This is a genomic window from Streptomyces sp. H27-D2, from assembly GCF_035828615.1.
Lineage (GTDB): Bacteria > Actinomycetota > Actinomycetes > Streptomycetales > Streptomycetaceae > Streptomyces.
Genome location: NZ_JAYMZR010000063.1, coordinates 22080 through 45070 on the forward strand (window position 1 = coordinate 22080; position 22991 = coordinate 45070).

A 22991-nucleotide genomic window follows, 5' to 3' on the forward strand; every position below is an offset into this window, starting at 1 on the left:
ACAGCGCGGCCCACCCCGGTCGGGACGGTGGCCGTGGGCGGGGGAACCGGCTGAGCGGAGCCGGCCAGAGCTGATCAGGGCTGATCAGGATCGATCCCGAACGGGAGAAGTACGGAGAGGGGGCCCAAGCGTGTCGATGCTGGAGAACATTCGGGGGCCGCGCGAGCTCAAGGCGCTGCCAGTAGAGCTACTCGACGAACTCGCCGCGGAAATCCGCCACTTCCTGGTACACGCCGTCGCGAGAACCGGCGGCCATCTGGGGCCCAATCTGGGCGTGGTCGAGCTGTCCATGGCACTGCACCGGGTCTTCGAGTCGCCGGCCGACCGCATCCTGTGGGACACCGGCCATCAGAGTTACGTCCACAAACTGCTCACCGGCCGGCAGGACTTCTCCAAGCTGCGCGGCAAGGGCGGCCTCTCCGGATACCCCTCGCGCGCCGAGTCCGAGCACGACGTCATCGAGAACTCGCACGCCTCCACGGTCCTGGGCTGGGCCGACGGTCTCGCCAAGGCCAACCAGGTGCTGAACCGTCCGGACCATGTCGTAGCCGTCATCGGCGACGGCGCGCTCACCGGCGGCATGGCCTGGGAGGCGCTGAACAACATCGCCGCCGCCAAGGACCGCCCGCTGATCATCGTCGTCAACGACAACGGGCGCTCCTACGCGCCGACGATCGGCGGCCTCGCCAATCACCTGGCGACGCTGCGCACCACCGACGGCTACGAGCGCTTCCTGGCCTGGGGCAAGAAGAAGCTCCAGCACACCCCGGTGATCGGCCGGCCGCTCTACGAGTCGCTGCACGGCGCGAAGAAGGGCTTCAAGGACGCCTTCGCGCCGCAGGGCATGTTCGAGGACCTGGGTCTCAAGTACGTCGGCCCGATCGACGGGCACGACACGGCGGCCGTCGAATCGGCGCTCCGGCGCGCCAGGCGCTTCCACGGGCCCGTCCTGGTGCACTGCCTGACCGAGAAGGGCCGCGGCTACCGGCCGGCGCTGGAGGACGACGCGGACCGCTTCCACACCGTCGTGGTGATGGACCCGCTGACCTGCGAGCCGGTGACCCCCTCCAACGGCCAGTCCTGGACCTCGGCCTTCGGTGACGAGATGGTCCGGATCGGGGCCGAGCGCCCCGATGTGGTCGCGATCACCGCGGCGATGCTCCAGCCGGTGGGGCTGGGCAAGTTCGCCCAGGCGTACCCGGACCGGGTCTGGGACGTCGGCATCGCCGAGCAGCACGCGGCCGTCTCGGCGGCCGGACTGGCGACGGGGGGTCTGCACCCCGTAGTCGCCGTCTACGCGACCTTCCTCAACCGCGCCTTCGACCAGGTCCTGATGGACGTCGCGCTGCACAAGTGCGGCGTGACCTTCGTCCTGGACCGGGCCGGCGTCACCGGCGTCGACGGGGCCTCGCACAACGGCATGTGGGACATGTCGGTGCTGCAAGTCGTCCCCGGCCTGCGGATCGCGGCGCCGCGCGACGCGGACCAGCTCCGCGCCGAGCTGCGCGAGGCCGTTGAGGTCGAGGACGCGCCGACCGTCATCCGCTACCCCAAGGAGTCCGTGGGCGCGCCGATCCCGGCGCTGGCCCGGGTCGGGGGCATGGACGTGCTGCACCGGCCGGGCGGCGGCGAGCGCGGGGGCGAGGACGTGCTGCTGGTCGCGGTCGGCACCATGGCCCCGGTCTGTCTGGAGGCGGCGGCTCTGCTCGCCGCGCGCGGCATCGGCTGCACGGTCGTCGACCCGCGCTGGGTCAAGCCGGTCGACGCGGCGCTGCCCGAACTGGCCGTGCGCCACAGGGCCGTGGCCGTCGTCGAGGACAACAGCCGCAACGGCGGCGTTGGTTCCGCCGTCGCGCAGGCGCTGCGCGACGCCGAGGTGGATCTGCCGGTACGCACCTTCGGCATCCCCGAACAGTTCCTGGCGCACGGCAAACGGGCCGAGGTCCTCGCCGACCTCGGGCTCACCCCGGTCGAGATCGCCGGACGGATCGGTGCGGCGATGGCCCGGATCGAGGTGCTGAGCGGCGGTACGGCGGACGTCTTGTCACCGACCGTCGTAGCGGCGCTCGCGGAGCCGGGCCGGACGGAGCCGGGCCGTGCCGAGCCCGGCCGCGCGGCCCCGGCGGGCGGCGACCCGTCCGGCGGCGAGGCGGCCCGTAGCGAGAAGGAAGCACCCCTTGCCAGTAAGGAGAGCGGCGGATGACGACCGCTGAGCCGAAGAAGGGCTTCGATCTCGGGCAGTTGCTGGCCGAGCGCGGCGCGGAACGCTATGTGCTGCACGCCCGCCACCTCAACCACCAGCTGCCCCGGATGCTGCACACCCTCGGCTTCGACAAGGTCTACGAGCGGGCCGAGGGCGCCTACTTCTGGGACGAGGACGGGCAGGACTACCTCGACATGCTCGCCGGGTTCGGCGTGATGGGCCTGGGCCGGCACCACCCGGTGGTCCGCAAGGCGCTGCACGACGTGCTCGACGCCTCGCTCGCCGACCTGACCCGGTTCGACTGCCAGCCGCTGCCCGGACTGCTCGCGGAGAAGCTGCTGGGGTACGCCCCGCACCTGGACCGGGTGTTCTTCGGCAGCAGCGGTACGGAAGCGGTCGAGACAGCGCTCAAGTTCGCCCGCTACGCCACCGGCAAACCGCGCGTCGTCTACTGCTCGCACGCCTTCCACGGCCTGACCACCGGCGCGCTGTCGGTCAACGGGGAGGACGGCTTCCGGGACGGATTCGCCCCGCTGCTGCCCGACACCGCGATCGGACTCGGTGATCTGGCGTCGCTGGAGCGCGAGTTGAAGCGCGGGGACGTAGCGGGCTTCATCGTGGAGCCGATCCAGGGCAAGGGCGTGCACGCGACGCCGCCCGGATTCCTGCGCGCCGCCCAGGAGTTGCTGCACCGGCACAAGGCGCTGCTGATCGTGGACGAGGTGCAGACCGGGATCGGCCGCACCGGCGACTTCTTCGCGTACCAGCACGAGAAGGACGTCGAACCGGACCTGGTGTGCGTCGCCAAGGCGCTGTCCGGCGGCTACGTCCCGGTGGGCGCGACCCTCGGCAAGGACTGGATCTTCAAGAAGGTCTACTCCTCGATGGACCGGGTGCTGGTCCACTCGGCGAGCTTCGGCTCCAACGCGCAGGCGATGGCCGCCGGGCTCGCGACGCTCGCCGTCATGGACGACGAGCACCTCGTCGCGAACGCCCGGCGCACCGGCGACATGCTGCGCACCCGGCTGGCCGAACTGGTCGACCGTTACGAGCTGTTGGCCGAGGTGCGCGGCCGGGGGCTGATGATCGGCATCGAGTTCGGCAAGCCGAAGTCGCTGAGGCTGCGCAGCCGCTGGACGATGCTGCAGGCGGCCAGGAAGGGGCTGTTCGCGCAGATGGTGGTGGTGCCGCTGTTGCAGCGGCACCACATCCTCACCCAGGTGTCGGGGGACCATCTGGAGGTCATCAAGCTGATCCCGCCGCTCACCATCGGCGAGCGGGAGGTGGACCGCTTCGTCGAGGCGTTCACCGCCGTCATGGACGACGCCCACGCGGGCGGCGGCCTGATGTGGGAGTTCGGCCGCACGCTGGTGAAACAGGCGGTCGCCAACCGCTGACTGCCGGACGCCGTGCCGCCGGCCGTCCCCCGGGACAGCCGGCGCGCGGGTCGGGCGCGCGGGTCAGTCGTCGAGCAGGTTCGCGCGCAGCCGCTCGCGCAGCTCGGGGGTGATCGACAGGCCGTCCTCCAGGTAGCGGTCGACGGTGCCCCAGGTCCGCGTGATGGTGTCGTACGCCGCCGCGAGGTACGACGGGCGGGCGTCGAAGAGCGGGCTGAGCAGTTCCATGACCTCGGGGGACATGCCGACCGCGGAGTTGTCGCTGCGGCGCACCTTGTAGCGGCGGTGGGCGGCGTTGCTCTCCAAGTAGTCGGCCTCGATCGCCTCCCGCTCGACGCCCAGCGCCAGCAGCGTCACGGCGATGGACAGGCCCGCGCGGTCCTTGCCCGCGGCGCAGTGCATCAGCGCGGGCACGCTGTCCTCGGCGAGGGCGTGCAGCACCTGGCTGTGCTCGGCGGTCCTGGTCGAGATGATGGACCGGTAGGAGGCTGCCATCCGGTTGGCGGCCTGGCCGTCCGCGAGGGCGCCCCGCAACTGGTCGAGGTTGCCGTCGCGCACCATCACCCAGAATTCGGCGCCGTCCGCCGGGTCGGTCAGCGGGAGGTTCACGTTCCGCACGCCGGCCAGCGTGACGTCGGGGCCCTCCAGCTTGATGTCCGCGCCGTTGCGGAAATCGAAGATCGTGTGCAGCCCGAGGCCGTCGAGGAACGCCGTGTCCGCCTCGGTCGCGTGCGCCAGGTGCCCGCTGCGGAACAGCCGGCCCTGCCGTACCCGGCGTCCGTCCGTGGTCGTCAGCCCGCCCACGTCACGGAAGTTGCGCACTTGTGCGAGCTCGGGCTCGACGGCGCCGGTCGGGTTCGGCGGGACCTGCGGCGTCTGCGTCACAAGCACTCCTCGGGGTCGGCCACCGGCGCTGTTCGCCGAGGTGGCTGGATTCTCCCGACCCTACGACACGGGTTCCGGCCGGTCGCCGGGCCGGTCGGAACCGCGCCGGGCAGGCTGGAACCATGGATTCCGCGTATTCCGACTTTGCCGAATCATGGCCGGTGGAATTAATCACCACCTGTCAAGCCCTGGTTACGGTGGCGTAGACCACGCCCAGGGGGGAAACATGGGCCGACGTGGCAGACGATTCGAAAACATTCAAGAAGGGCGCCGCGGGCGCCATCGGGTCGTACGCAGCCGTCGGGGACAGTTTCACCGAGGGCGTCGGCGATCCAGGGCCCGACGGAGCGCTGATCGGCTGGGCGGACCGGCTGGCCGTGCTGCTCTCCGACCGGCGGCCCGAGCACGATTTCCGCTACGCCAATCTCGCCGTCCGGGGCCGGCTGCTCGATCAGATCGTGGCCGAACAGGTGCCCCGCGCCAAGGAACTCGGACCCGATCTGGTCACGTTCTGCGTGGGCGGCAACGACATCCTGCGGCCCGGCAGCGACCCCGACGATGTCGCCGAGCGCTTCGAGGCGGCCGTCGCCGACCTCAGCGGCAGCATCGGCACCATATTGGTGTGCACCGGCTTCGACACCCGCGACGTCCCGGTGCTCCGGCACCTGCGCGGCAGGATCGCGACCTACAGCGCGCATGTACGGGCCATCGCGGACCGGTACGACTGCCCGGTGCTCGACCTCTGGTCGCTGCGCTCGGTGCGGGACCGCAGGGCGTGGGACGACGACCGGCTGCATCTGTCCGCCGACGGTCACACCCGGGTCGCGCTGCGGGCCGGCCAGGTCCTGGGACTCGACGTACCGGCCGACCCCGAACAGCCGTGGCCCACCGAGGCGCAACGCCTTCCGGCGGAGGTGCGCCGGGACAATGTGCACTGGGCGCGGGAGCATCTCGTGCCGTGGATCGGACGGCGGCTGCGCGGCGAGTCCTCGGGCGACCACGTGGAGCCCAAGCGGCCGGACCTGCTGCCGCTGTAGCGGAACGCGGAAGACGCAACGCGGAAGACGCAACGCGGAATACCGAACGCGGTCGTACGGGGCGGTCGGGCCCGTACGAGGTCAGCCGCGCGGGGTCACAGCGTGCCTGGACCGCAGCGGGGCGCAGACGGAGGACAGATCCGCCCACACGACCCGGCCTCTGCCGCTCTTGTCGGGGCGGACCCCCCAGGTGTCGGACAGCGCGCCGACCAGCAACAGCCCGCGACCGCCCTCCTGGTCGGCGTCGCTCACCTGCTCGCGAGGCTCCAGCGTGCCGCAGCCCTGGTCGGCCACTTCCACCCGCAACAGGTCCCCGTTGAACCGCAGTTCGCAGCCGATCTTCTCGCTGTCTGTGTGCCGTAAGGCGTTGGTGAACAGCTCGGAGACGACCAGTCCGGCGTCGTCACGGACCTCTTCGGCTATGCCCCATTCCCTTAACTGGCTGAGGACGCGCCTTCGTGCTTCGGCGACGGATGCGCTGAGCGCGGGCAGGTGGAACGCGTCATGGGAGGGGGCCACCCCGCCACTATGCTCGCCGTTGGTGACGTACGGCAAGGTCCAGTCTGTAAATTACAGAATCGTAAGGACAGTCTGTTCGGTCAGCTGACCACATGACACACTGCGAACCCGGTAAGGCAGTTGGAGGGACCAGTGGTGACAGACGCACGGTCGGGCGGTGCCCCGACTGTCCTGCGGGTCGTGCTCGGCAAACGGCTGCAAGAGCTGCGCGAGAAGGCCGGACTCTCCTACGAGCAGGCCGGCCGGGCTCTCGACGTCACCCATGCGACGATCCGCCGCATGGAGAAGGCCGAGGTCGGCCTCAAGATCCCGTACGTCGAGAAGCTGCTCCAGACCTACGGGGTCGCCGACCTCACGGAGGTCGACGGCTTCCTCGCGCTGGCGCGCGAAGCGAACCAGCCCGGCTGGTGGCACCGCTTCAGGGACGTGCTCCCCGAGTGGTTCAGCGTCTTCGTCAGCCTGGAGGGCGAGGCCAACCTCGTCCGCGCCTACGAACCGCACTACGTCCCCGGCCTGTTGCAGACCGACGACTACGCCCGCGCGGTGCTGCGCGCCGGAATGCCGCACGCCACCGAAACCGACCTCGAACGCGGGGTCGCGCTGCGCACCGAGCGGCAGTCCCTGCTCACCCGGGAGAACGCGCCGCTGCTGTGGGTGGTGATGGACGAGACCGTGCTGCGCCGTCCCATCGGCGGCCGGGCCGTCATGCGCGCGCAGATCTCCCGGCTGATCGAGGCCACCTCGATGCCCAACGTCCGGCTGCAGATCATGCCGTTCGCCGCGGGTCCGCATCCGGCGATGTACGGGCCCTTCCACATCTTCCGGTTCCCGATCAAGGAACTGCCCGACATCGCGTACACGGAGAGCCTCATCGGCGCCGCCTACTTCGACCAGCGCAACGACGTCTCGGCCTTTCTGGAGGCTCTTGACCGGATGTGCGCGCAGGCCGCGCCGGCACTGAGGACCGAGGCCATCCTCGGTGGTATTCGCAAGGAGATCTGAATCATGGGTGGCATTTACAACGGCATGCCCGCCAAAGAGCTCGGCACGGAAGGCTGGCGCAAGCCGTGGAGCGGCGGCAACGGGGGAAGTTGCGTCGAGGCCATGAAGCTGGGCGACGGCCGGGTGGCGCTGCGCCAGTCCACCGACCCGGACGGCCCCGCCCTCATCTACACGCCGCACGAGATCGAAACGTTCATCGAGGGCGCGAAAGCCGGCGACGCCGACTTCCTGCTCGCCTGACCGGAGCGGACCACCGAGTCCGACCCGGCTCCGGCAGCGGCGCGCGACCCGACCCCATACCCCTACCGAAATACCCCTACCGAATGGAGCATGGCGTGACCGACCAGGGCTTCTCCGCCGACCAGATAGACACCAGCAAGCCGCACCCGGCCCGGATGTACGACTACTTCCTCGGCGGCCGGGACAACTACGAGGTGGACCGGACAGCGGCCGAGTACGTCGTCGAAGCCCACCCCGAGGTGCGCCCGAGCGCCCGGGCCAACCGTGACTTCCTGCACCGGGCGGTGCGGGCCGTCGTGAGCGCGGGCATCCGGCAGATCATCGACATCGGGACGGGCATCCCCACCTCGCCCAACACGCACGAGGTCGCGCGGGAGGTCGCTCCGGACGTCCGGGTCGCCTACGTCGACAACGATCCGATCGTGGCGACGCACGCGGGCGCCCGGCTGACGAACACGGCGAACACCGGCTTCGTGCTGGCGGACGTCCGGGAGCCGAAGGCGATCCTCGACGACCCCGTCGTCCGGGAGCTGATCGATTTCGATCAGCCGGTGGGCCTGATCCTCGGCGCGGTCCTGCACTTCATCAAGGATGAGGAGAACCCGGCGGCCATCGTCGCCACCCTGGCCGAGGGCCTGCCCGCCGGCAGCCATCTCGTACTCACCCACGCCACCGGCGAGCCGCACACCGGCGGTGTGCATGACCGAGCGGCCCAGACCGACGTGGAGCGGGTCTACAAGAACGCCACGGCCAGCCTGTCGCTGCGCTCCCGCGCCGAGGTCCAGCCGTTCTTCGCAGGCTTCGAACTCCTGGAGCCCGGGCTGCTCCGGGTACCGCTGTGGCGGCCGGACGGTCGGCTGCCGAGCGACGACGAGCTGAACAAGACGATCTTCTACGGCGGGGTGGGCCGCAAGGTCTGACCGCTGGAACGCGGCGGACGGCGTCGGGGGGCGGGACGAGCCGTATGGGGGTGGGCGGAGGCCGGGAAAGGGCCTACGGGGGCCGTCCCCGCGCTCGTACGGGCCCCGAGCTCGTACGACCCCGGCAGCCCGTATGACCCCGGCAGCCCGTACCAGCCAGGCAGTCCGTCCCGCCTCCGGCATAAAGTCGACCAGGTGAGTGAGGAGCTGTTTCCGCGACCCGTGGCCGAGATCGCGCCCGGCGCGGTCCATCTGCCCGGCCGGCTCGACCTGGACGCGCAGCGCCGGCTGCTCGACGCGTGCCGCGCGTGGGCCCGGCCGCCCGCCGGGCTGCGCACGGTGCGGATGCCGAGCGGCGGGGAGATGTCGGTGCGATCGGTGGGGCTCGGCCGGCACTGGTTCCCGTACGGCTACGCCCGGACGGTGGTGGACGGGGACGGCGCGCCCGTGAAGCCGTTTCCCGACTGGCTGGGCGAGCTCGCGGCGCAATCCGTCGAGGCGGCCTTCGGCGAGCCCGGTCCGGCCGCTCCGTACGACATCGCGCTGATCAACTTCTACGCCGGCGGGGCCAGGATGGGCCAGCACCGAGACAGCGACGAGCGCTCCGAGGCCCCCGTCGTCTCCTTCAGCCTGGGTGACAGCTGCGTCTTCCGGTTCGGCAACACCGAGACCCGGGGCCGGCCCTGGACGGACGTCGAACTGCGCAGCGGCGACCTCTTCGTGTTCGGCGGGCCCTCCCGGCTCGCGTACCACGGGGTGCCCCGCACGTTGCCGGGCACCGCGCCGCCCGCTCTCGGGCTGACCGGGCGGCTCAACATCACCCTGCGGGTCAGCGGGCTCGCGGACTGATCGCGGGCCGGCCGCCGGAGCGGCTCGGGGGCGGGACCGGCCGGACGCCGGGCTCCGCCGCTCCGACCTGCGCCGTCGCCCGGCGGAGGGGCTGAAACACCCCTGTCCCCGGGGCGTGAAAGTCACGGCCGCACATAATGGATGTACCGGAGCGCGCGCCGTCTGCCGCACGCTCCCACCGTCGTCACCCTGGAGGTGCCGTGACCGGCTCGACCCCTCGACGCTCCCGGCTGCTCTCGCTGCGCCCCGCCGCCTTCGGCGCCGACCCCGCGGGTGCGCGGCTGGAGCGCATCAGGCGTTCCCCCAACTACGTCGACGGGCAGTTCCGCAACTCCGCGCCCACCGGCCAGATGCTGCCCGGCGCCGGCAAGGCGATGCTGCGTGCGACTCTCTGCCGGGCCGACTGGGCCCGCAGGTCGCCGAACGGGGACATCCCCGTGCACCGGCCGACCGACGCGGACTGGGGCCGGCCGCCCGATTCCGGGCTGCGGCTGACCTGGATGGGGCACTCCAGCGTGCTCGCCGAGATCGACGGGCGCCGGGTGCTGTTCGACCCGGTGTGGGGGCGGCGCTGTTCGCCCTTCACCTTCGTCGGGCCCCGGCGGCTGCACCCCGCGCCGCTGCCGCTCACGGAGCTCGCGCGGGTGGACGCGGTCGTGATCTCGCACGACCACTACGACCACCTCGACATGCCCTCGATCAAGGCGCTGGCCGACACCGGCACCGTCTTCGTCGTCCCGCTGGGCGTCGGCGCGAACCTGGAGCACTGGGGCGTGCCCGCGGACCGTGTCACCGAGCTGGACTGGAACGAGTCGACCCAGGTGGCCGGGCTGACGCTCACCGCCACCCCGGCCCGGCACTTCTGCGGGCGCGGGCTGCGCGGCGGTCAGCTCACCCTGTGGGCCTCCTGGGTGGTGACCGGGCCCGAGCACCGGATCTTCCACAGCGGCGACACCGGCTATTTCGCGGGGTTCGCCGAGATCGGCGCGGAGCACGGTCCGTTCGACGCCACGATGATCCAGATCGGCGCGTACAGCGATTTCTGGCCGGACATCCACATGACCCCGGAGGAAGGGCTGCGCACGCACGCCGATCTGTCCGGCGGCGCCCCGGCCGGCACGATGCTGCCGATCCACTGGGGCACCTTCAACCTGGCGCCGCACCCGTGGGCGGAGCCCGCCGAGCGTACGGTCGCGGCGGCGCTGGCGGCCGGCGCGAAGGTCGCGGTTCCCCGGCCGGGGAAGCCGTTCGAGCCCGCGGCCGAGATCCCGCTCGACCCGTGGTGGCGCGCGCTGGCGGCGGAGCCCGCGCGGGGCCGGCCGAGCGGCCTCGCCACGCCGGGCGCGGCGGGCGCGCCTGCGACCGCGACGACGACGCCGGTCGCGGCGTCGGACCGGGCATCCGACCCGGCGCTGGTCGAGGGGCCCGGTGCGGGGGCCGACGTCACGCCCGATGCCGGGCCCGACGCGGGGCTCGTGACACCGGCAGGACCGGCGGAGCCGGAGCCCGGCGCGCCCGCGGAGCCCGCGTCCGAGACCTCGGTACGCGGCTGACGGCGACGCCGATTCTCCCGGCGGACCGGCTCCTTCCGTCGAAACCCTTGTGGCAGACATGACAGGGACGCTTCAATGGTTAGGAAAGGTTCCTAACCGTGCCGCCCCCTTGGCGCGGTCGGCCCCCACAGTCGGCAGACATTGGAGCTTCACATGCACCTGCGCCCCTCGGGGAACTCTCCTCGGCACGCCGCCCGCCGCTCCACCCGGATCGCCATCGCGGCCGTGGCCGTGGCGGTCCCCGCCGCCCTGGTCTTCGCGGGCATCGGCCAGGCGTCCGACCAGAAGCCGTCGGCCGGCCAGTCGGCAGCCGCCCCGCACGCCGCGAAGCCGGCGGCGGAGGGCGACCTCAACGACCCGCACACCAAGGACATCGCCATGCAGCTGGTGTCCAGCGCGGAGAACTCCTCCCTCGACTGGAAAGCCCAGTTCAAGTACATCGAGGACATAGACGACGGCCGCGGATACACCGCCGGCATCGTCGGCTTCTGTTCCGGCACGGGCGACATGCTCGACCTGGTGGAGTACTACACCGCTCAGAAGCCCGGCAACGCCCTCGCCAAGTACCTCCCGGCCCTGCGCAAGGTCGACGGCACCGACTCGCACGAAGGCCTCGACCCGGGCTTCACCGGAGCCTGGAAGACCGCCGCCGCCGACCGCGTCTTCCAGCAGGCCCAGGAGCACGAGCGGGACCGCGTCTACTTCGGCCCGTCCGTGAAGCGCGCCAAGGACGACGGGCTGGGCGCGCTCGGCCAGTTCGCCTACTACGACGCCATCGTCATGCACGGCCCCGGCGACAGCCCGGTCAGCTTCGGCGGCATCCGCGCGACCGCCCTGGCCAAGGCGAAGACCCCGGCGCAGGGTGGCAATGAGAGGACCTACCTCAACGCGTTCCTCGACGCCCGCAAGGCCGCCATGCTCACCGAGGAGGCGCACAGCGACACCAGCAGGGTCGACACCGCGCAGCGGGTGTTCCTGCGAAACCGGAACTTCGCGCTCAAGCCCCCGCTGACCTGGAAGATGTACGGCGAGAGCTTCACGATCAGCAACTAGGCCAGGCCAGGGGCGAGTGCCCCTGGCTCACGGGTCCGGTGGCGTCAGCGGCACGGTCACCCGCTGCCGCCACCTCGTCTCCAGGACCGAGCGTGCGGAAGTCGAAGCCGAACGTCGCCGGAGCGGCCCGCAGCATGTGCTGCGGCAGCACGCCGGGACCGCAGGACTGGCTGCCGATGCCCTGTTGAGCGTGGTCCAGCTGGATCCACAGGGTGGGCCCGGCCACCAGGTCGGTGGTGTGCGCCGCCGCGCTGAGCTGCTCGCCCGACCAGCGTCGGGCGGAGAACCAGAACGGCTCCGGCGCGCCCGCGATGTGCAGCCCCGTGCCGTCCTCGCGCCGCAGCCGCGCCCACCGTACGTCCGGCCGCGCCCCGTTCTCCTGCGGACGGACGTACGGGGTCTGCAGCGCGGCGACCGGCATCGCGTAGCGGCCGACGCGGGACGCGGAACGGGTGTCCGGGTACGCCTCGCCGGGGCCGCCGCCGAACCACTCGGCGCTGTCCAGGCTCGCGCACGCGCCCATCCGTACGCCGAGCCGGGGCAGCGGCACCCGCCAGTCGCCCTCCGGCTCGACGTCCACCGTCAGCCGCAGCCGGTCGCCGTCCGACGTCCAGTGGTAGACCGTGCGCAGCGCCAGGTCGCCGGCGGCGGGGGCGACGCGGGTCGTGACCGTCAGCGCGAGGTCGGACACCGCGATCTCCGCGAGCCGGTGCCGCATCCGGTCCAGCCCGAGCCGCCGCCAGTGGGTGGCCAAGCGGGTGTCCGGCCGCCAGGGCGCGCCCTCGTCGTTGTCGGTCGGTGCGCGCCAGACGTCGAGCCGGGGGCCGGTCAGCTGGAAACCGTCGAGGTACTTGAGTTCGCCGCTCGCCGCGTCGAAGGTGCCGGGGCCGAGCACGATGACACCGCCCTCGCCCGCGCGGGGCGTACGGGCGGAGACGGGGGCGCGCGAGGCGCGGGCCGCGCCGGCGGAATCCGCGTCCGCGCCCGGAGCGTTCGCGCCGCCCGGAGCGTTCGCACCGCTCGGAGCGCTCCCGCCGCCCGGAGCCGCGGGCCACTGCCCCCAGGCCACCTCGTGCCCGGCCGCCGCCCACGCCGTGTCCCGCTCCAGCACGGCCCGCACCAGCCAGAAGGCCTCCTCGGTCGCGGTGCGCCGCGCGGCGGCCGGGCCGGGGTCGGGCAGCTTCAGCTCGGCCGTCGCCCCTGCGGCCAGCGGCGGTACGTGCAGCACGCCGCCCGCGACGGCCGTGCCTTCCACCTCGTAGGACCAGACGAAGCGCAGCGCGGAGAGGTCGGCGAAGTCGTGCGCGTTGCGGACGCGGATCGTGCCGGCCGCCACGTCGCCCTCGATCCGGACCGGCTCGATGACCTTCTTGTACTCGATCAGGCCGGGGGAGGGGGCGCGGTCGGGGAAGACCAGCCCGTCGCAGACGAAGTTGCCGTCGTGCAGTTCCTCGCCGAAATCCCCGCCGTACGCGAAGTAAGGCCGCCCGTCGGCGGTCCGGCGCGCGATGCCGTGGTCGATCCACTCCCATACGAAGCCGCCCTGGCAGCGCTCGTACGTCTCGAAGACCCGCTGGTACTCGGCCAGTCCGCCGGGACCGTTGCCCATCGCGTGCGCGTACTCGCAGAGGATGAACGGCAGGCCGCGGCGCTTGGCGTCCGCCTCCGGCCCTGGCAGCGGCGGTTCGGCGCGCCGGCCGATCAGCTCGGCTTCCGCGTGGTCGGCGTACATCCGCGAGTAGACGTCCGTGTCGGCGCAGCTCGGGTCGCCCTCGTAGTGCAGCGGGCGGTCCGGGTCGCGCTCGCGCATCCAGTCGGCCATGGCGCTCAGCCCGCGCCCGGTGCCGCACTCGTTGCCCAGCGACCACATGATGACGGCGGGGTGGTTCTTGTCCCGTTCGACCATCCGGGCCGCGCGGTCGAGCAGCGCCGGGGTCCAGCGGTCGTCGTCGACCGGGTTGCCCCGCCAGCCGACCTCGGCGAAGCCGTGCGTCTCCAGGTCGCATTCGTCGACGACCCACAGGCCCAGCTCGTCGCACAGGTCGAGGAAGGCGGGGTGCGGCGGGTAGTGGCTGGTGCGCACCGCGTTGATGTTGTGGCGCTTCATCAGCAGCAGGTCGCGGCGCATCGTCGCGGTGTCCACCGCCCGGCCGTGCTCGGGGTGGAACTCGTGGCGGTTGACGCCGCGGAAGAGGACGCGCCTGCCGTTGACCGTGAGGAGGCCGCCTCGCACCGCCACCGTACGGAAGCCGACGCGCAGCGGCACCCGCTCGCCCGCGGTGACCAGTTCGAGGTCGTAGAGCCTCGGCGACTCGGCCGTCCACGGCTCGACGGGCAGCGTCACCGATTCGCCGGTCGCGGCTTCGATGCCCAGCTCGGGAACGCTCACCCGGCCGCCCGGCTCGCAGTCCACCCGCAGGGTGCCCCGCCCGCTGCGGTGGTCGTACGAGGCGTGCGTGAAGAAGTCCCGCACCGCGCCCTCGGGGCGGTGCAGCAGCGTCACCGCGCGGAAGATGCCGGGCAGCCACCACTGGTCCTGGTCCTCCAGGTAGCTCCCGGCCGACCACTGGTGGACCCGGACGGCCAGCACATTGCCGCGCGGGCGCAGCAGCGCGCCGACCCCGAACTCGTGCGGCAGCCTGCTGCCCTGGAAGGTTCCCAGCTCCCGGCCGTTGAGCCAGACCCGGGCGCAGGACTCCACACCGTCGAAGCGCAGTACCGACTCCCCGGCCGCGGGCCAGGCCGCGGGCAGGTCGAAGACGCGGCGGTGGTCGCCGGTCGGGTTCTCGGTCGGCACGCGCGGCGGATCGACCGGGAAGGGGTAGCGGACGTTCGTATAGGCGGGCGCGCCGTGCCCGCGCAGCGACCAGTGCGCGGGCACCGGCAGCTCGTCCCAGGTGCCGGCGTCGAAGTCGGGCCGGGCGAAGGAGTCGTCCTCGGCCGCGGCGGTCGGTGACAGCCGGAAGCGCCACATCCCGTCCAGGCCCAGCCGCCGGGCGTCGGACGCCGGGTACCAGGCGCGGGGCGGCAGGGTGCCGCTCCCCGGTGAGACGTCCTCGTAGTAGGGGACCGGCGTCTTCGCGGAGTGACTCATCGTTCTCCTCAGGCAGCGCTCAACGGGGGCGTTCCACAGAGTGCACGCGCCAACGCTGCGGGAAGGAGGACGCCGGGGCAAGGGCCGGGAGCGGTGTGGCGCGGGCTCTGTTCACTCGACCCGCCCGTGCAGCACGAGCGCCCAGGCCAGGCAGCCGAGCCCGGCCGTGCACAGCAGCGTGCGGACGTGGTTCCAGCGCACCCACGCGGCCTCGAAGTGCTCGCGCACCGCCGCGAGGTCCGAGATGGCGTCCGGCTTCCCGGCCGCGTCCAGCGTGTTGTTGAGCGGCACATTGACGGCCATCGTGATGACCAGGGCCGCCCCGTACAGCACCACCGCCGCCGCGATCCACGGCAGCGCGGACCGCTGTCCCTGGCTGAGGTGCAGGACTCCGGCCAGGACGGTGAACACCAGCGCGCCGCCGAAGGCGACGGCGAACCAGCCGTTGAGGATTCTCACGTTGATCCACTGCATCGCGCCGACGAAGGTCCGGTCGTCGGTCCGGCCCAGACCGGGCATGACCGCGCACGAGAAGGCGAAGAAAAGCCCCGCCATCAGACCCATGACCAGCGTCGAGACGATCAGCGCGACGGTGCGCGACGCTTCCAGGAACTGCGAGTTGTCGGACATGGCCCCAGTCAATCCGGGACCGGGCGAAGGGGCCATGGGTGAGAGGCGCGTGTTCATGGGCGAGGAACTGTGCGGGGTCATGCACCTGGGCGTGCGCACCTGGGGCGAGAGCGCGGACGGCACGGCGACGATCATCAGCGGCACCTACCGGATGGACGGCGAGGTCAGCCGGCGGCTGCTGGACGCGCTGCCGCCGCTGCTGGTCATCCGGGACGACACCTGGGACTGCCCGCTGGTCGCGCTGCTGGACGACGAGATCGCCAAGGACGAGCCCGGCCAGGAGGTCTTCCTCGACCGGCTGCTCGATCTGCTGCTGGTCGCCGCGCTGCGCGCCTGGTTCTCCCGCCCGGACGCCGAAGCCCCGGCCTGGTACCGGGCGCACGGCGACCCGGTGGTCGGCCGGGTCCTGCGGATGATCCACGACGACCCGGCCCGCCCCTGGACGGTGGCCGCCCTCGCCGCCGCGACCGGCGTCTCCCGCGCGGCCCTGGCCCGTCGCTTCGCCGCGCTGGTCGGCGAGCCGCCCATGACGTACCTCACCGGCTGGCGGCCGGCGCTCGCCGCCGACCTGCCGCGCCGGCAGGACGCGACCGTCGGCGCGGTCGCGCGGCAGGTCGGCTACGGCAGCGCTTTCGCGCTGAGCGCGGCCTTCAAACGGGTACGCGGAGTCAGCCCGCAGCAGCACCGGGCGGGCGCGCCGGAGGGCGCGGAGAGTCGGGCCCAGGGGGCCGACGCGTGACGGCAGGCCACCTGCCCGGCGCCGCTACGCCCGCAGCACCTGCCCGTCGGCGAGCCGGATGACGACCTGCCCATCCTCGCTCCGGTCGGTGCCATCGCCATTGCCCGCGCTATCGCCCGAGACCTCGACGCTGATCGCCTCGCGCAGCGCCCGCGGGTCAACCGTGCCGCGGGCGAGCGCGATCAGCGTGACGTGGACGGTCCGGCCGCCCGGGTGGTCGGGCAGCGTGACGTAGGGCGTCGCCGAGTGCGGACCGAACGCGTTGGCCCGGAGGTCGCGCGAGACCGCCGGGGTCCGCTCGGACCAGCCGTGCAGCGCGACGACCGCGCTGGTCAGGCCGCCCGCCGTACGAGCCAGCGCCCAGCCAGGACCCGTCTGGGCGTACGGGCGGTCGGCGGCGGCGACCGGGTAGCCGCCCTCGCGGACCGTCACGCCGGCCGGGGCGGCGACGCGGTGCACGCGGAACTCCCAGGGGCCGTGGAGCAGCGAGGTGGTCTCGATGCGGTGTTCGGTGTCCGCGCCGGGGAGTCGCGCCGCGTGCCAGGAGGAGGCGGTGCGGCCCGAGCAGCCGAGGGGGTGGATGCGTCGGCGGCGGGAGGGCGCGCCGTCCGGCGCCAGCAGGGCGATGTGGTTGTCGACCGCGCGGGACCACGCGTGCGGGGCGGACTCGGGGGCGGTCGCGGTGGAGTAGGCCAGCTTGGCGTAGTGCGGGTCGTCGGTGGCTTCGTCCGGCCCGTCGGACGGGTTCCCGTCGCCGGCCCCGCCGGCCCCGCCGGCCCCGCCGGCCCCGCCGGTCGCGCCGGTCGCGCCGGTCGCGCCGGTCCCGCCGGTCCCGCCGGGGACGTACGGGTTGTGGTCGCTGCCGTGGTTGAGCAGCCGCACGATGCCGTCGTGCCGGGTGCCGTGCAGCAGCCAGCCGGGAGCGGGCAGAGCGGTGTACTGGTCGGACTCCTCGACGGGCAGCGGGAGTTCGGTCGCGGTCCATACCGGGTGCCCGGCCGGCAGCAGCAGGCCGAGGAAGCCCTTGCTCGCCCAGTACGGGGAGGCCGGGCCGGAGTACGGCTGGGTGGCGGGTAGGAACGGCTCGTACCAGCCGAGGCTGAGCAGGCCGCGTTCGTCGGGCACGCCGCGCTCCGCGAAGTGGCGCAGCGCCCCGGAGGCGAGCCGGCGGGTGAGGCCGGGGTCGAGCGGGGTGCAGTCGGCGAGCGCGCCCATCCAGACCGGGGCGACGGAGGCGAAGCGGTAGGTGAGCGAGCGGCCCTGGTGGACGGGCGCGCCGTCAGCGCCGAAGAAGTGCGGGTAGGGGGCGAGGAATCGGGCCAGCCGCTCCCGGTAGACCGCGCCCCGGCCGCCGTCGTCCGCGCCCGCCATCCGTGACCACAGCAGCGGGTAGAGGTGCATCGCCCAGCCGATGTAGTAGTCGAAGTTCCTGCCGTCGCCGTCGGTGTACCAGCCGTCGCCGACGTACCAGTCCTCGATCCGGTCCAGCCCGCCGTCGATGTCGGACCGGGAGTGCGGAGCGCCGACCGAGGCGAGGAACTGTTCCGAAACCACCTGGAAAAGCCGCCAGTTGTTGTCCCAGGTCCGGCAGCCGATGAAGCCCGAGAGCCAGTCGACCACCCGCTGTTGAACGCGCTCGTCCAGCTTGTCCCAGATCCACGGTCGGGTCTCGTGCAGCCCGATCGCGATCGAGGCGGCTTCGACCATCTGCTGTGAACTGTCGGTGAGTTGGGGCCATGCCTCGCCGCTCGTACGGTCCGTTCCGGCGGCGAGCCCGGCCGCGTACCGCTCGATCAGCGCCGGGTCCGCGTCCCCGCCCGCTCCCGCGATGCGAAAGGCGGCGAGCAGGAACGAACGGGCGTAGCCCTCCAGGCCGTCGGACACGACCCCCGAGCAACTCGCCCGCCCCGGCAGCCGGTACTGCGCGAACCCGGGCGTGGCGTACGGCGTGAGCGCGTCCAGCATCCGGTCGGCGACTGCCTCCCAGTGCGCGCGGGTCCAGCCGGTGCGGGGCGATCGGACGCGGTCGGCCGACGGGAGGCGGAGGTGCGGTGCGGGCATGGTGCGGGCGGTCCGATCTCTTCGCGGCGGGCGGGGGAACCGAGGGGAACGGGACCGGAGGGACGTGGCTCAGGGGCGTACTTCCAGGACGTCGACGGCCAGTTCGGCGACGACGGCCTCATCGACCTCGACGCCGAGACCGGGAGAGTCGGGCACGTACGCGATGCCGTTCTCGACCCGTACGGTCGGGCCCGCGTACGGCGACTCGATGAACTGACGGCCATTCAGGTCCACCGGAGTGTCGATTCCGTAGGCCGCGAACAGGTGCAGCGAGGCGGCCAGCCCCACGTCCGAGTCGGTGAGGCCGGACCCCATGAGCCGCACCCCGCTGTCCTCGGCCAGCGCGCACAGCCGCCGGGACAGCGTCAGCCCGCCGCCGCGCTGCACCTTGGCGACCGCGACGTCCACCGCGTCCAGCCGGATGAAAGTCGCCAGATCGCTGGGGTGGCACAGGCTCTCGTCGAGCGCGACCGGGATCGGGCTGCCGTCCCGCAGCCGGCGCAGCCCGGCGATGTCGTCGGCGGGCAGCGGCTGCCCGAACGCGGTGACCCCGAGCCCTTCCAGCCGCCGGGCCATGCGCAGGGCGGCGGGCACCGTGTACGCCTGGTTGGCGTCGACCCACAGCGGAGCGTCGGGGGCGTTGTCGCGCACCGCGGTGACGGCGGCGGCGTCCGTCTCCTCGTCGTGCAGACCGATCTTGACCTTGAAGGCCCGGTAGCCCGCCGCGCGCCCCTCGGCGACGCTCTCGGCGACCTCCGCGGGCGATTGCCCCGACACGACCCAGCCGAGCTCGATCGTCTCGCGGCGGCGCTGCCCCCAGAGGGCGCCCAGGGTGACGCCCGCGGCGCGCCCCAGCAGATCGTGCAGCGCGACGTCGACCGCGCTCTTGGCCAGCGGAGCGCCGGTGCTGAAGCCCCGGTCGATCGCCCGGTCGAAGGCGGAGTCGACGCCGTCCAGGTCCCACACGGGCCTGCCGATGATGGCCGGGGCGAGATAGCGGTCGATCGTCGTGACGATCGACTCGGCGGTCTCGTACGTCCAGGCGGGGGTCGGCGACGCCTCGCCCCAGCCATCCACACCGTCGGCGCTGACCTGCACCAGCACCCGCACGCTGGGCCTGCCCGCGACGGCTGTCGCCCCCCCGGACACGCCGAACGAGCGGTGGGCGGGGAGCGCGACGGCGAAGGTCCTGATCCGGTCGACGGTCAGGCCGGTGAGCCGGAACGGCATGGGCGGCATGGGAGGGACGGTCATGGGTTGAACCTTCCGTCGGTCGGGCCGACTTCGCCGACGGGCGGCGCGGTGGCCACTCGCGGGCGGCTCTGCGCTTCCCGCTCGCTCACGGCACCCCCCAGGGTCACGGTGACGACACGCTCCGAAACTTCCGGACAACCTTTTGACCACTTATGCGTGAGGTCCTCAACGTAGCCGGGACCATATCAGAAAGCGCTTTCTGGGAACGCGCGCCGACGGCGGCGGTCAGCCAGGTGCAGGCCCCCGCCGCCTCGGCCCTTCCCGCCTCGTACAGCTGCCGCTCCCTCAGACGCCCCCGCCTCAGACCTCCCCGTCGCAACAGCTGTCGCGCCGCATCGCCCGCCCGACCTCCAGCCAGTCGTGGTCCACGGACCGGTCACTACCCCGTCCGTCCGCGTCCCACCCGGCCCCGTCCCGCTCGGCCCGGTTCCCTCCGGCCGCCGCGGTCGGACCGGGCGCGGGTGGACCCGCCCCGGCCGGACCCGCCCCGGCCGGAGGGAACGCGTCGACCAAGTCCCGCTGCTCATAAGGCGTACCGCCGCGCAGCACCGACACGGTGCGCACCAGCGAGTCGAAGTCGGTGAACGGATCGCCGTCCACGACCGTCAGATCCGCGAGCTTGCCCGGTTCCAGGGTGCCCAGATCGCGTTCGGCGCCGAAGACCTTGGCGGGCAGCGCGGTCGCCGTACGGAGTGTCTGGGCCGCCGACAGTCCCGATCGGTGCAGAGCGCGCAGCCCCAGGTGCAGATGCAGTCCCACCGGGACGAGTGGTGAGTCCGTCCCGAGCGCGACCAGCCCGCCGCCGGCCAGCACTCGCCGGTACACCCCCATCTCCGTTTCCAGCGCGAGCAGTTGCGCGGCGCTCGGCGGCAGCTTGGCCTGTTGGCGTACGAGGGCGACGTCCCAGGGCGGCATCAGCGAGTCGACCCGGTCGTCCTCGGCCAGCGACGGGTCGTCGCCGAGCAGCGTCAGAGCTGTGAACGGGGTGGCGACGAGCGAGAAGTCCGTCGCCGTGTAGATCTCCTCGACGTCCCTGTAGGCCCGTCCCGTCGCCGAGGTGGCGTGGCCGAACTCGAGTCGTTGCGTTGCTTGCAGATGGGTCGTCAGATCCTGTCCGACACTCACGCCCGGCGAGCAGAGGTGGCTGCCGCTGCGTACCCCGAGTTCCTCGTGGGCGAACCGCGCGGCCTCCGCCATCACCCAGGCGGGGGCGCGCACATAGGTCTTGACGAAGTCCCAGTCGAGGGCTGCGGCCCGCTCCAGCGAGCGCCGCAGCCCCGCCTTCGTACGGTGGCTGCGGCCCATGCTGTACGCGACGCGCGGCCCGTCCAGCAGTTCCCCGGTGCTCAGCAGCCGGGGCCCGGCGAGCCGCCCGGCCGCGATGGCCTCCCGCAGGCGCGCCTGCTCGTACGCGAAGCCGCCGAAGGAGACCGCGGTGGTGATGCCGTACGCGAGCTGCGTGCTGGTCTGCCGGCCGCCGTAGGTGTACTGCCAGGGGTGCGTATGAGAGTCCCACAGGCCGGGGATGACGGTCCGTTCGGAGGCGTCGACCCGGCGGGCGGCGGACCGGCCGGCGCGATGCGGCTCGATCGAGTCGATCCGCCCGCCGCGCACCAGCACGTCGACGTTCTCGCGCACCGTCTCGCCCGTGCCGTCCCAGAACCTCCCGGCGTGCACGACCGTGTCGCCGGCCGCGGGCCGCCGGTAGCTCAACGGGACCTTGACCGTACGGGCCTTGTCGTCCCGTACGTCCATCAGCCGCAGCCGCCCCGACGAGAGGTAGAGCAGCCGCCGGGAGTCACCGGACCAGGAGGGGTGGTCGGCGGCCTCGGCGGTGAGCCGGCGCGGCTCGCCGTCGGGCGTTCCGTCGGGGCGTACGGGCAGCAGCCACAGCGCGGACTCGACGATCACGGCCATCGAGCGCCCGTCCGGGGACCAGACGGGCCCGGAGTCGTAGCGGTCGGAGATCGAGGTGTGCGGCGCGACGGCGTGCAGCCGGGGAGCGCTCGCGCCGGACTTCGCGCCCCCGGGGCCGTGGCTCGCGCCGGCGCGCGTGTCGACCACCCGGATGAGGTTGTAACCCTCGCGGAAGCGCTGGTTGAGCCGGTTGCGGTCGCAGAGCGCGACATAGCGGCCGTCGGGCGACCAACTCGGCCTGCCGGGCAGCCCGCCGCCGCCCAGCGGCGCGGCGAGCACCCGGTCCGTGCCGGCCGCCAGATCGCGCAGAACGAGGTTCCCGGCCATGTCGAGGCTGACGAGCCGCTTGCCGTCGGGCGAGAGCGCAGGGTGCACCCGGCCCCCTGCGGCGAGCACGGTCTCCTCGCCGGATTCGAGGTCGCGGCGGCGGACGGCGAACAGCCCGTCGCGGTCGTCGGCGAAGACCAGGCCGCGCCCGTCGGCGGTCCAGGTCGGACCCATTACATAGCGGGTCGCGTCGGCCCGGACGATCCGGCGCGGCGCGCCGCCGCCCGAAACGCCGCCCACCCACAGGGAGTTGAGGGCCGCGAATGCCACCCGCTCGCCGTCGGGGGACAGTGCGGGCAGATGCACACCGCGCACCGGACGGGTCCGGCCGCCCTCGAAGTCGTAGCGCTTGACGCGGTAGCGGGGGCGGTCGACCGGCAGGCTCGCGGTGAAGGGGATCTCGGTGCTCGCACCGGGCGCGTCGGGCCTCAGCAGCCGGAACTGCCCGCCGACGGTCAGCAGCAGCTCTTTCTTCGACACCCAGCGCGGCGGCACGGGCAGCACATCGCCCTCGACCGGCACCCGCTCGCCGTCCACCACGAGCGTGCAGGAGGCGGCGGGCGCGCCGGGAGCGACGGGCGACCCGGTGGTGCGCAGATAGGCCAGCCGGCCGGCGGGTGACACGGCCGGGGTCATCAGCTGCACGCCGGCGGCGGTCTCGGTGTGCTCGACGGTCACCGGGCCCGTGCCGTCGGCCCGTACGGAGGCGATGGTCCGGGCGTCCAGTGCGGCCCCGGCCACCTGGGCGCGGACGAACAGCACCTGCTCGCCGTCCGGCGACCAGGTCGGGTCGAAGTCCTCCCACGCCCCGTCCTGCGACGGTCCGTCCTGATGCGGCAGACCGCTCAGCCGGGTCAGGTCACCGCTGCGGACGTCCACGGTCCAGATCCGGTACGGGCTGCCCGTCACGGTGTCGCCGCCGCGCTCGGAGGCGAAGGCGAGCAGACTGCCGTCCGGGGACCAGGCCGGGCCCCGGTCGTCCCACGGTCCGTCGGTGAGCCGGCGCAGCCCGGAGCCGTCCGGCCGCAGCGTCCAGAGGTGGAAGCCGCCGCCGCGATAGGCGCAGACGGCGAGGAGTTCGCCGTCAGGGGAGAAGACCGGGCGGGTGGGTTCGAGGTCGGGCGGGGTGAGCGCGACGGCCGCGCCGCCCTCGCGCGGGATGGACCACAGCACGTTCTGCACTTCGGCGATCAGCTTGCCGCCGGCGGGGTGGAGCGTCGCCGACCCGTTGGTCGCGGCGGTGAAGGAGAGCGCGTCGCGCCCGGCTCCGGCCTCGACCGCTGCCGCGAGGTCCGCCGGCAGCGTGAGAGC

At 72.8% G+C, this 22991-nt stretch carries 16 protein-coding genes and 1 pseudogene; 10 read left to right on the plus strand and 7 right to left on the minus strand.

The annotated features are described in order from the left end of the window. Positions 1-130 precede the first annotated feature (130 nt). A complete protein-coding gene (gene dxs / locus QMK28_RS22730) occupies positions 131-2203 on the plus strand; it encodes a 1-deoxy-D-xylulose-5-phosphate synthase (RefSeq protein WP_326440893.1) in 2073 nt (690 codons plus the stop codon). After that, positions 2200-3600 carry an aspartate aminotransferase family protein gene (locus QMK28_RS22735; RefSeq protein ID WP_326440895.1) on the plus strand — a complete coding sequence of 467 codons (1401 nt, stop codon included), beginning with the start codon at positions 2200-2202 and terminating at the stop codon, positions 3598-3600. Before dxs ends, QMK28_RS22735 begins: the two co-directional genes overlap by 4 nt. A 63-nt stretch (positions 3601-3663) precedes the next feature. On the opposite strand, the gene QMK28_RS22740 is transcribed toward QMK28_RS22735, so the two are convergent. Next, on the minus strand, positions 3664-4485 hold the full coding sequence (locus tag QMK28_RS22740) for a tyrosine-protein phosphatase (protein WP_326440897.1): 822 nt from the start codon (positions 4483-4485) through the stop codon (positions 3664-3666). A gap of 236 nt (positions 4486-4721) precedes the next feature. On the opposite strand from QMK28_RS22740, the gene QMK28_RS22745 reads away from it, so the two are divergent. Then, positions 4722-5522 (plus strand): SGNH/GDSL hydrolase family protein, encoded by an 801-nt coding sequence (locus tag QMK28_RS22745; protein ID WP_326440899.1) that lies wholly within the window; start codon positions 4722-4724, stop codon positions 5520-5522. An 81-nt stretch (positions 5523-5603) separates the two neighbouring features. On the opposite strand, the gene QMK28_RS22750 is transcribed toward QMK28_RS22745, so the two are convergent. Then, positions 5604-6077 (minus strand): ATP-binding protein, encoded by a 474-nt coding sequence (locus QMK28_RS22750; protein ID WP_326440901.1) that lies wholly within the window; start codon positions 6075-6077, stop codon positions 5604-5606. A 99-nt stretch (positions 6078-6176) separates the two neighbouring features. Here QMK28_RS22750 and QMK28_RS22755 point away from each other — a divergent pair, with 99 nt between their 5' ends. The 6 genes from QMK28_RS22755 (at position 6177) to QMK28_RS22780 (ending at position 11658) form a co-directional block, all read left to right on the plus strand. After that, the gene (locus QMK28_RS22755) at positions 6177-7043 is read left to right on the plus strand and encodes a helix-turn-helix domain-containing protein (RefSeq protein WP_326440903.1); all 867 of its coding nucleotides are present in this window, start codon (positions 6177-6179) and stop codon (positions 7041-7043) included. Between the two features lie 3 nt (positions 7044-7046). Next, positions 7047-7283 carry a DUF397 domain-containing protein gene (locus tag QMK28_RS22760; protein WP_326440905.1) on the plus strand — a complete coding sequence of 79 codons (237 nt, stop codon included), beginning with the start codon at positions 7047-7049 and terminating at the stop codon, positions 7281-7283. A gap of 83 nt (positions 7284-7366) precedes the next feature. Then, on the plus strand, positions 7367-8203 hold the full coding sequence (locus tag QMK28_RS22765; RefSeq protein ID WP_326440907.1) for an SAM-dependent methyltransferase: 837 nt from the start codon (positions 7367-7369) through the stop codon (positions 8201-8203). A gap of 195 nt (positions 8204-8398) precedes the next feature. Further along, positions 8399-9052 (plus strand): alpha-ketoglutarate-dependent dioxygenase AlkB family protein, encoded by a 654-nt coding sequence (locus tag QMK28_RS22770; RefSeq protein ID WP_326440909.1) that lies wholly within the window; start codon positions 8399-8401, stop codon positions 9050-9052. Between the two features lie 200 nt (positions 9053-9252). Beyond that, positions 9253-10605 carry an MBL fold metallo-hydrolase gene (locus tag QMK28_RS22775; protein ID WP_326440911.1) on the plus strand — a complete coding sequence of 451 codons (1353 nt, stop codon included), beginning with the start codon at positions 9253-9255 and terminating at the stop codon, positions 10603-10605. Positions 10606-10758: 153 nt separating this feature from the next. Further along, positions 10759-11658: a chitosanase gene (locus tag QMK28_RS22780; RefSeq protein ID WP_326440913.1), complete on the plus strand. Its 900-nt coding sequence runs from the start codon at positions 10759-10761 to the stop codon at positions 11656-11658. On the opposite strand, the gene QMK28_RS22785 is transcribed toward QMK28_RS22780, so the two are convergent. Beyond that, positions 11648-14752, minus strand: a complete 3105-nt coding sequence (locus tag QMK28_RS22785) for a glycoside hydrolase family 2 TIM barrel-domain containing protein (RefSeq protein WP_326440915.1) — start codon at positions 14750-14752, stop codon at positions 11648-11650. The two genes, QMK28_RS22780 and QMK28_RS22785, sit on opposite strands and share 11 nt — an antisense overlap. A gap of 111 nt (positions 14753-14863) precedes the next feature. Then, the gene (locus QMK28_RS22790) at positions 14864-15382 is read right to left on the minus strand and encodes an anthrone oxygenase family protein (RefSeq protein WP_326440917.1); all 519 of its coding nucleotides are present in this window, start codon (positions 15380-15382) and stop codon (positions 14864-14866) included. Between the two features lie 58 nt (positions 15383-15440). Between QMK28_RS22790 and QMK28_RS22795 the strand changes: the two are divergent. Next, positions 15441-16121: pseudogene (locus QMK28_RS22795) on the plus strand (AraC family transcriptional regulator); the annotation flags it as partial. Positions 16122-16145: 24 nt separating this feature from the next. Here the strand turns inward: QMK28_RS22795 and QMK28_RS22800 are convergent. The 3 genes from QMK28_RS22800 to QMK28_RS22810 all read right to left on the minus strand — a co-directional run. Continuing rightward, positions 16146-18182: a DUF2264 domain-containing protein gene (locus QMK28_RS22800; protein WP_326440918.1), complete on the minus strand. Its 2037-nt coding sequence runs from the start codon at positions 18180-18182 to the stop codon at positions 16146-16148. Between the two features lie 69 nt (positions 18183-18251). Then, positions 18252-19436: a mandelate racemase/muconate lactonizing enzyme family protein gene (locus QMK28_RS22805; protein ID WP_326440920.1), complete on the minus strand. Its 1185-nt coding sequence runs from the start codon at positions 19434-19436 to the stop codon at positions 18252-18254. Positions 19437-19736: 300 nt separating this feature from the next. Further along, on the minus strand, positions 19737-22991 hold a 3255-nt coding region (locus tag QMK28_RS22810), incomplete at its 5' end, for an amidohydrolase family protein (protein WP_326440922.1).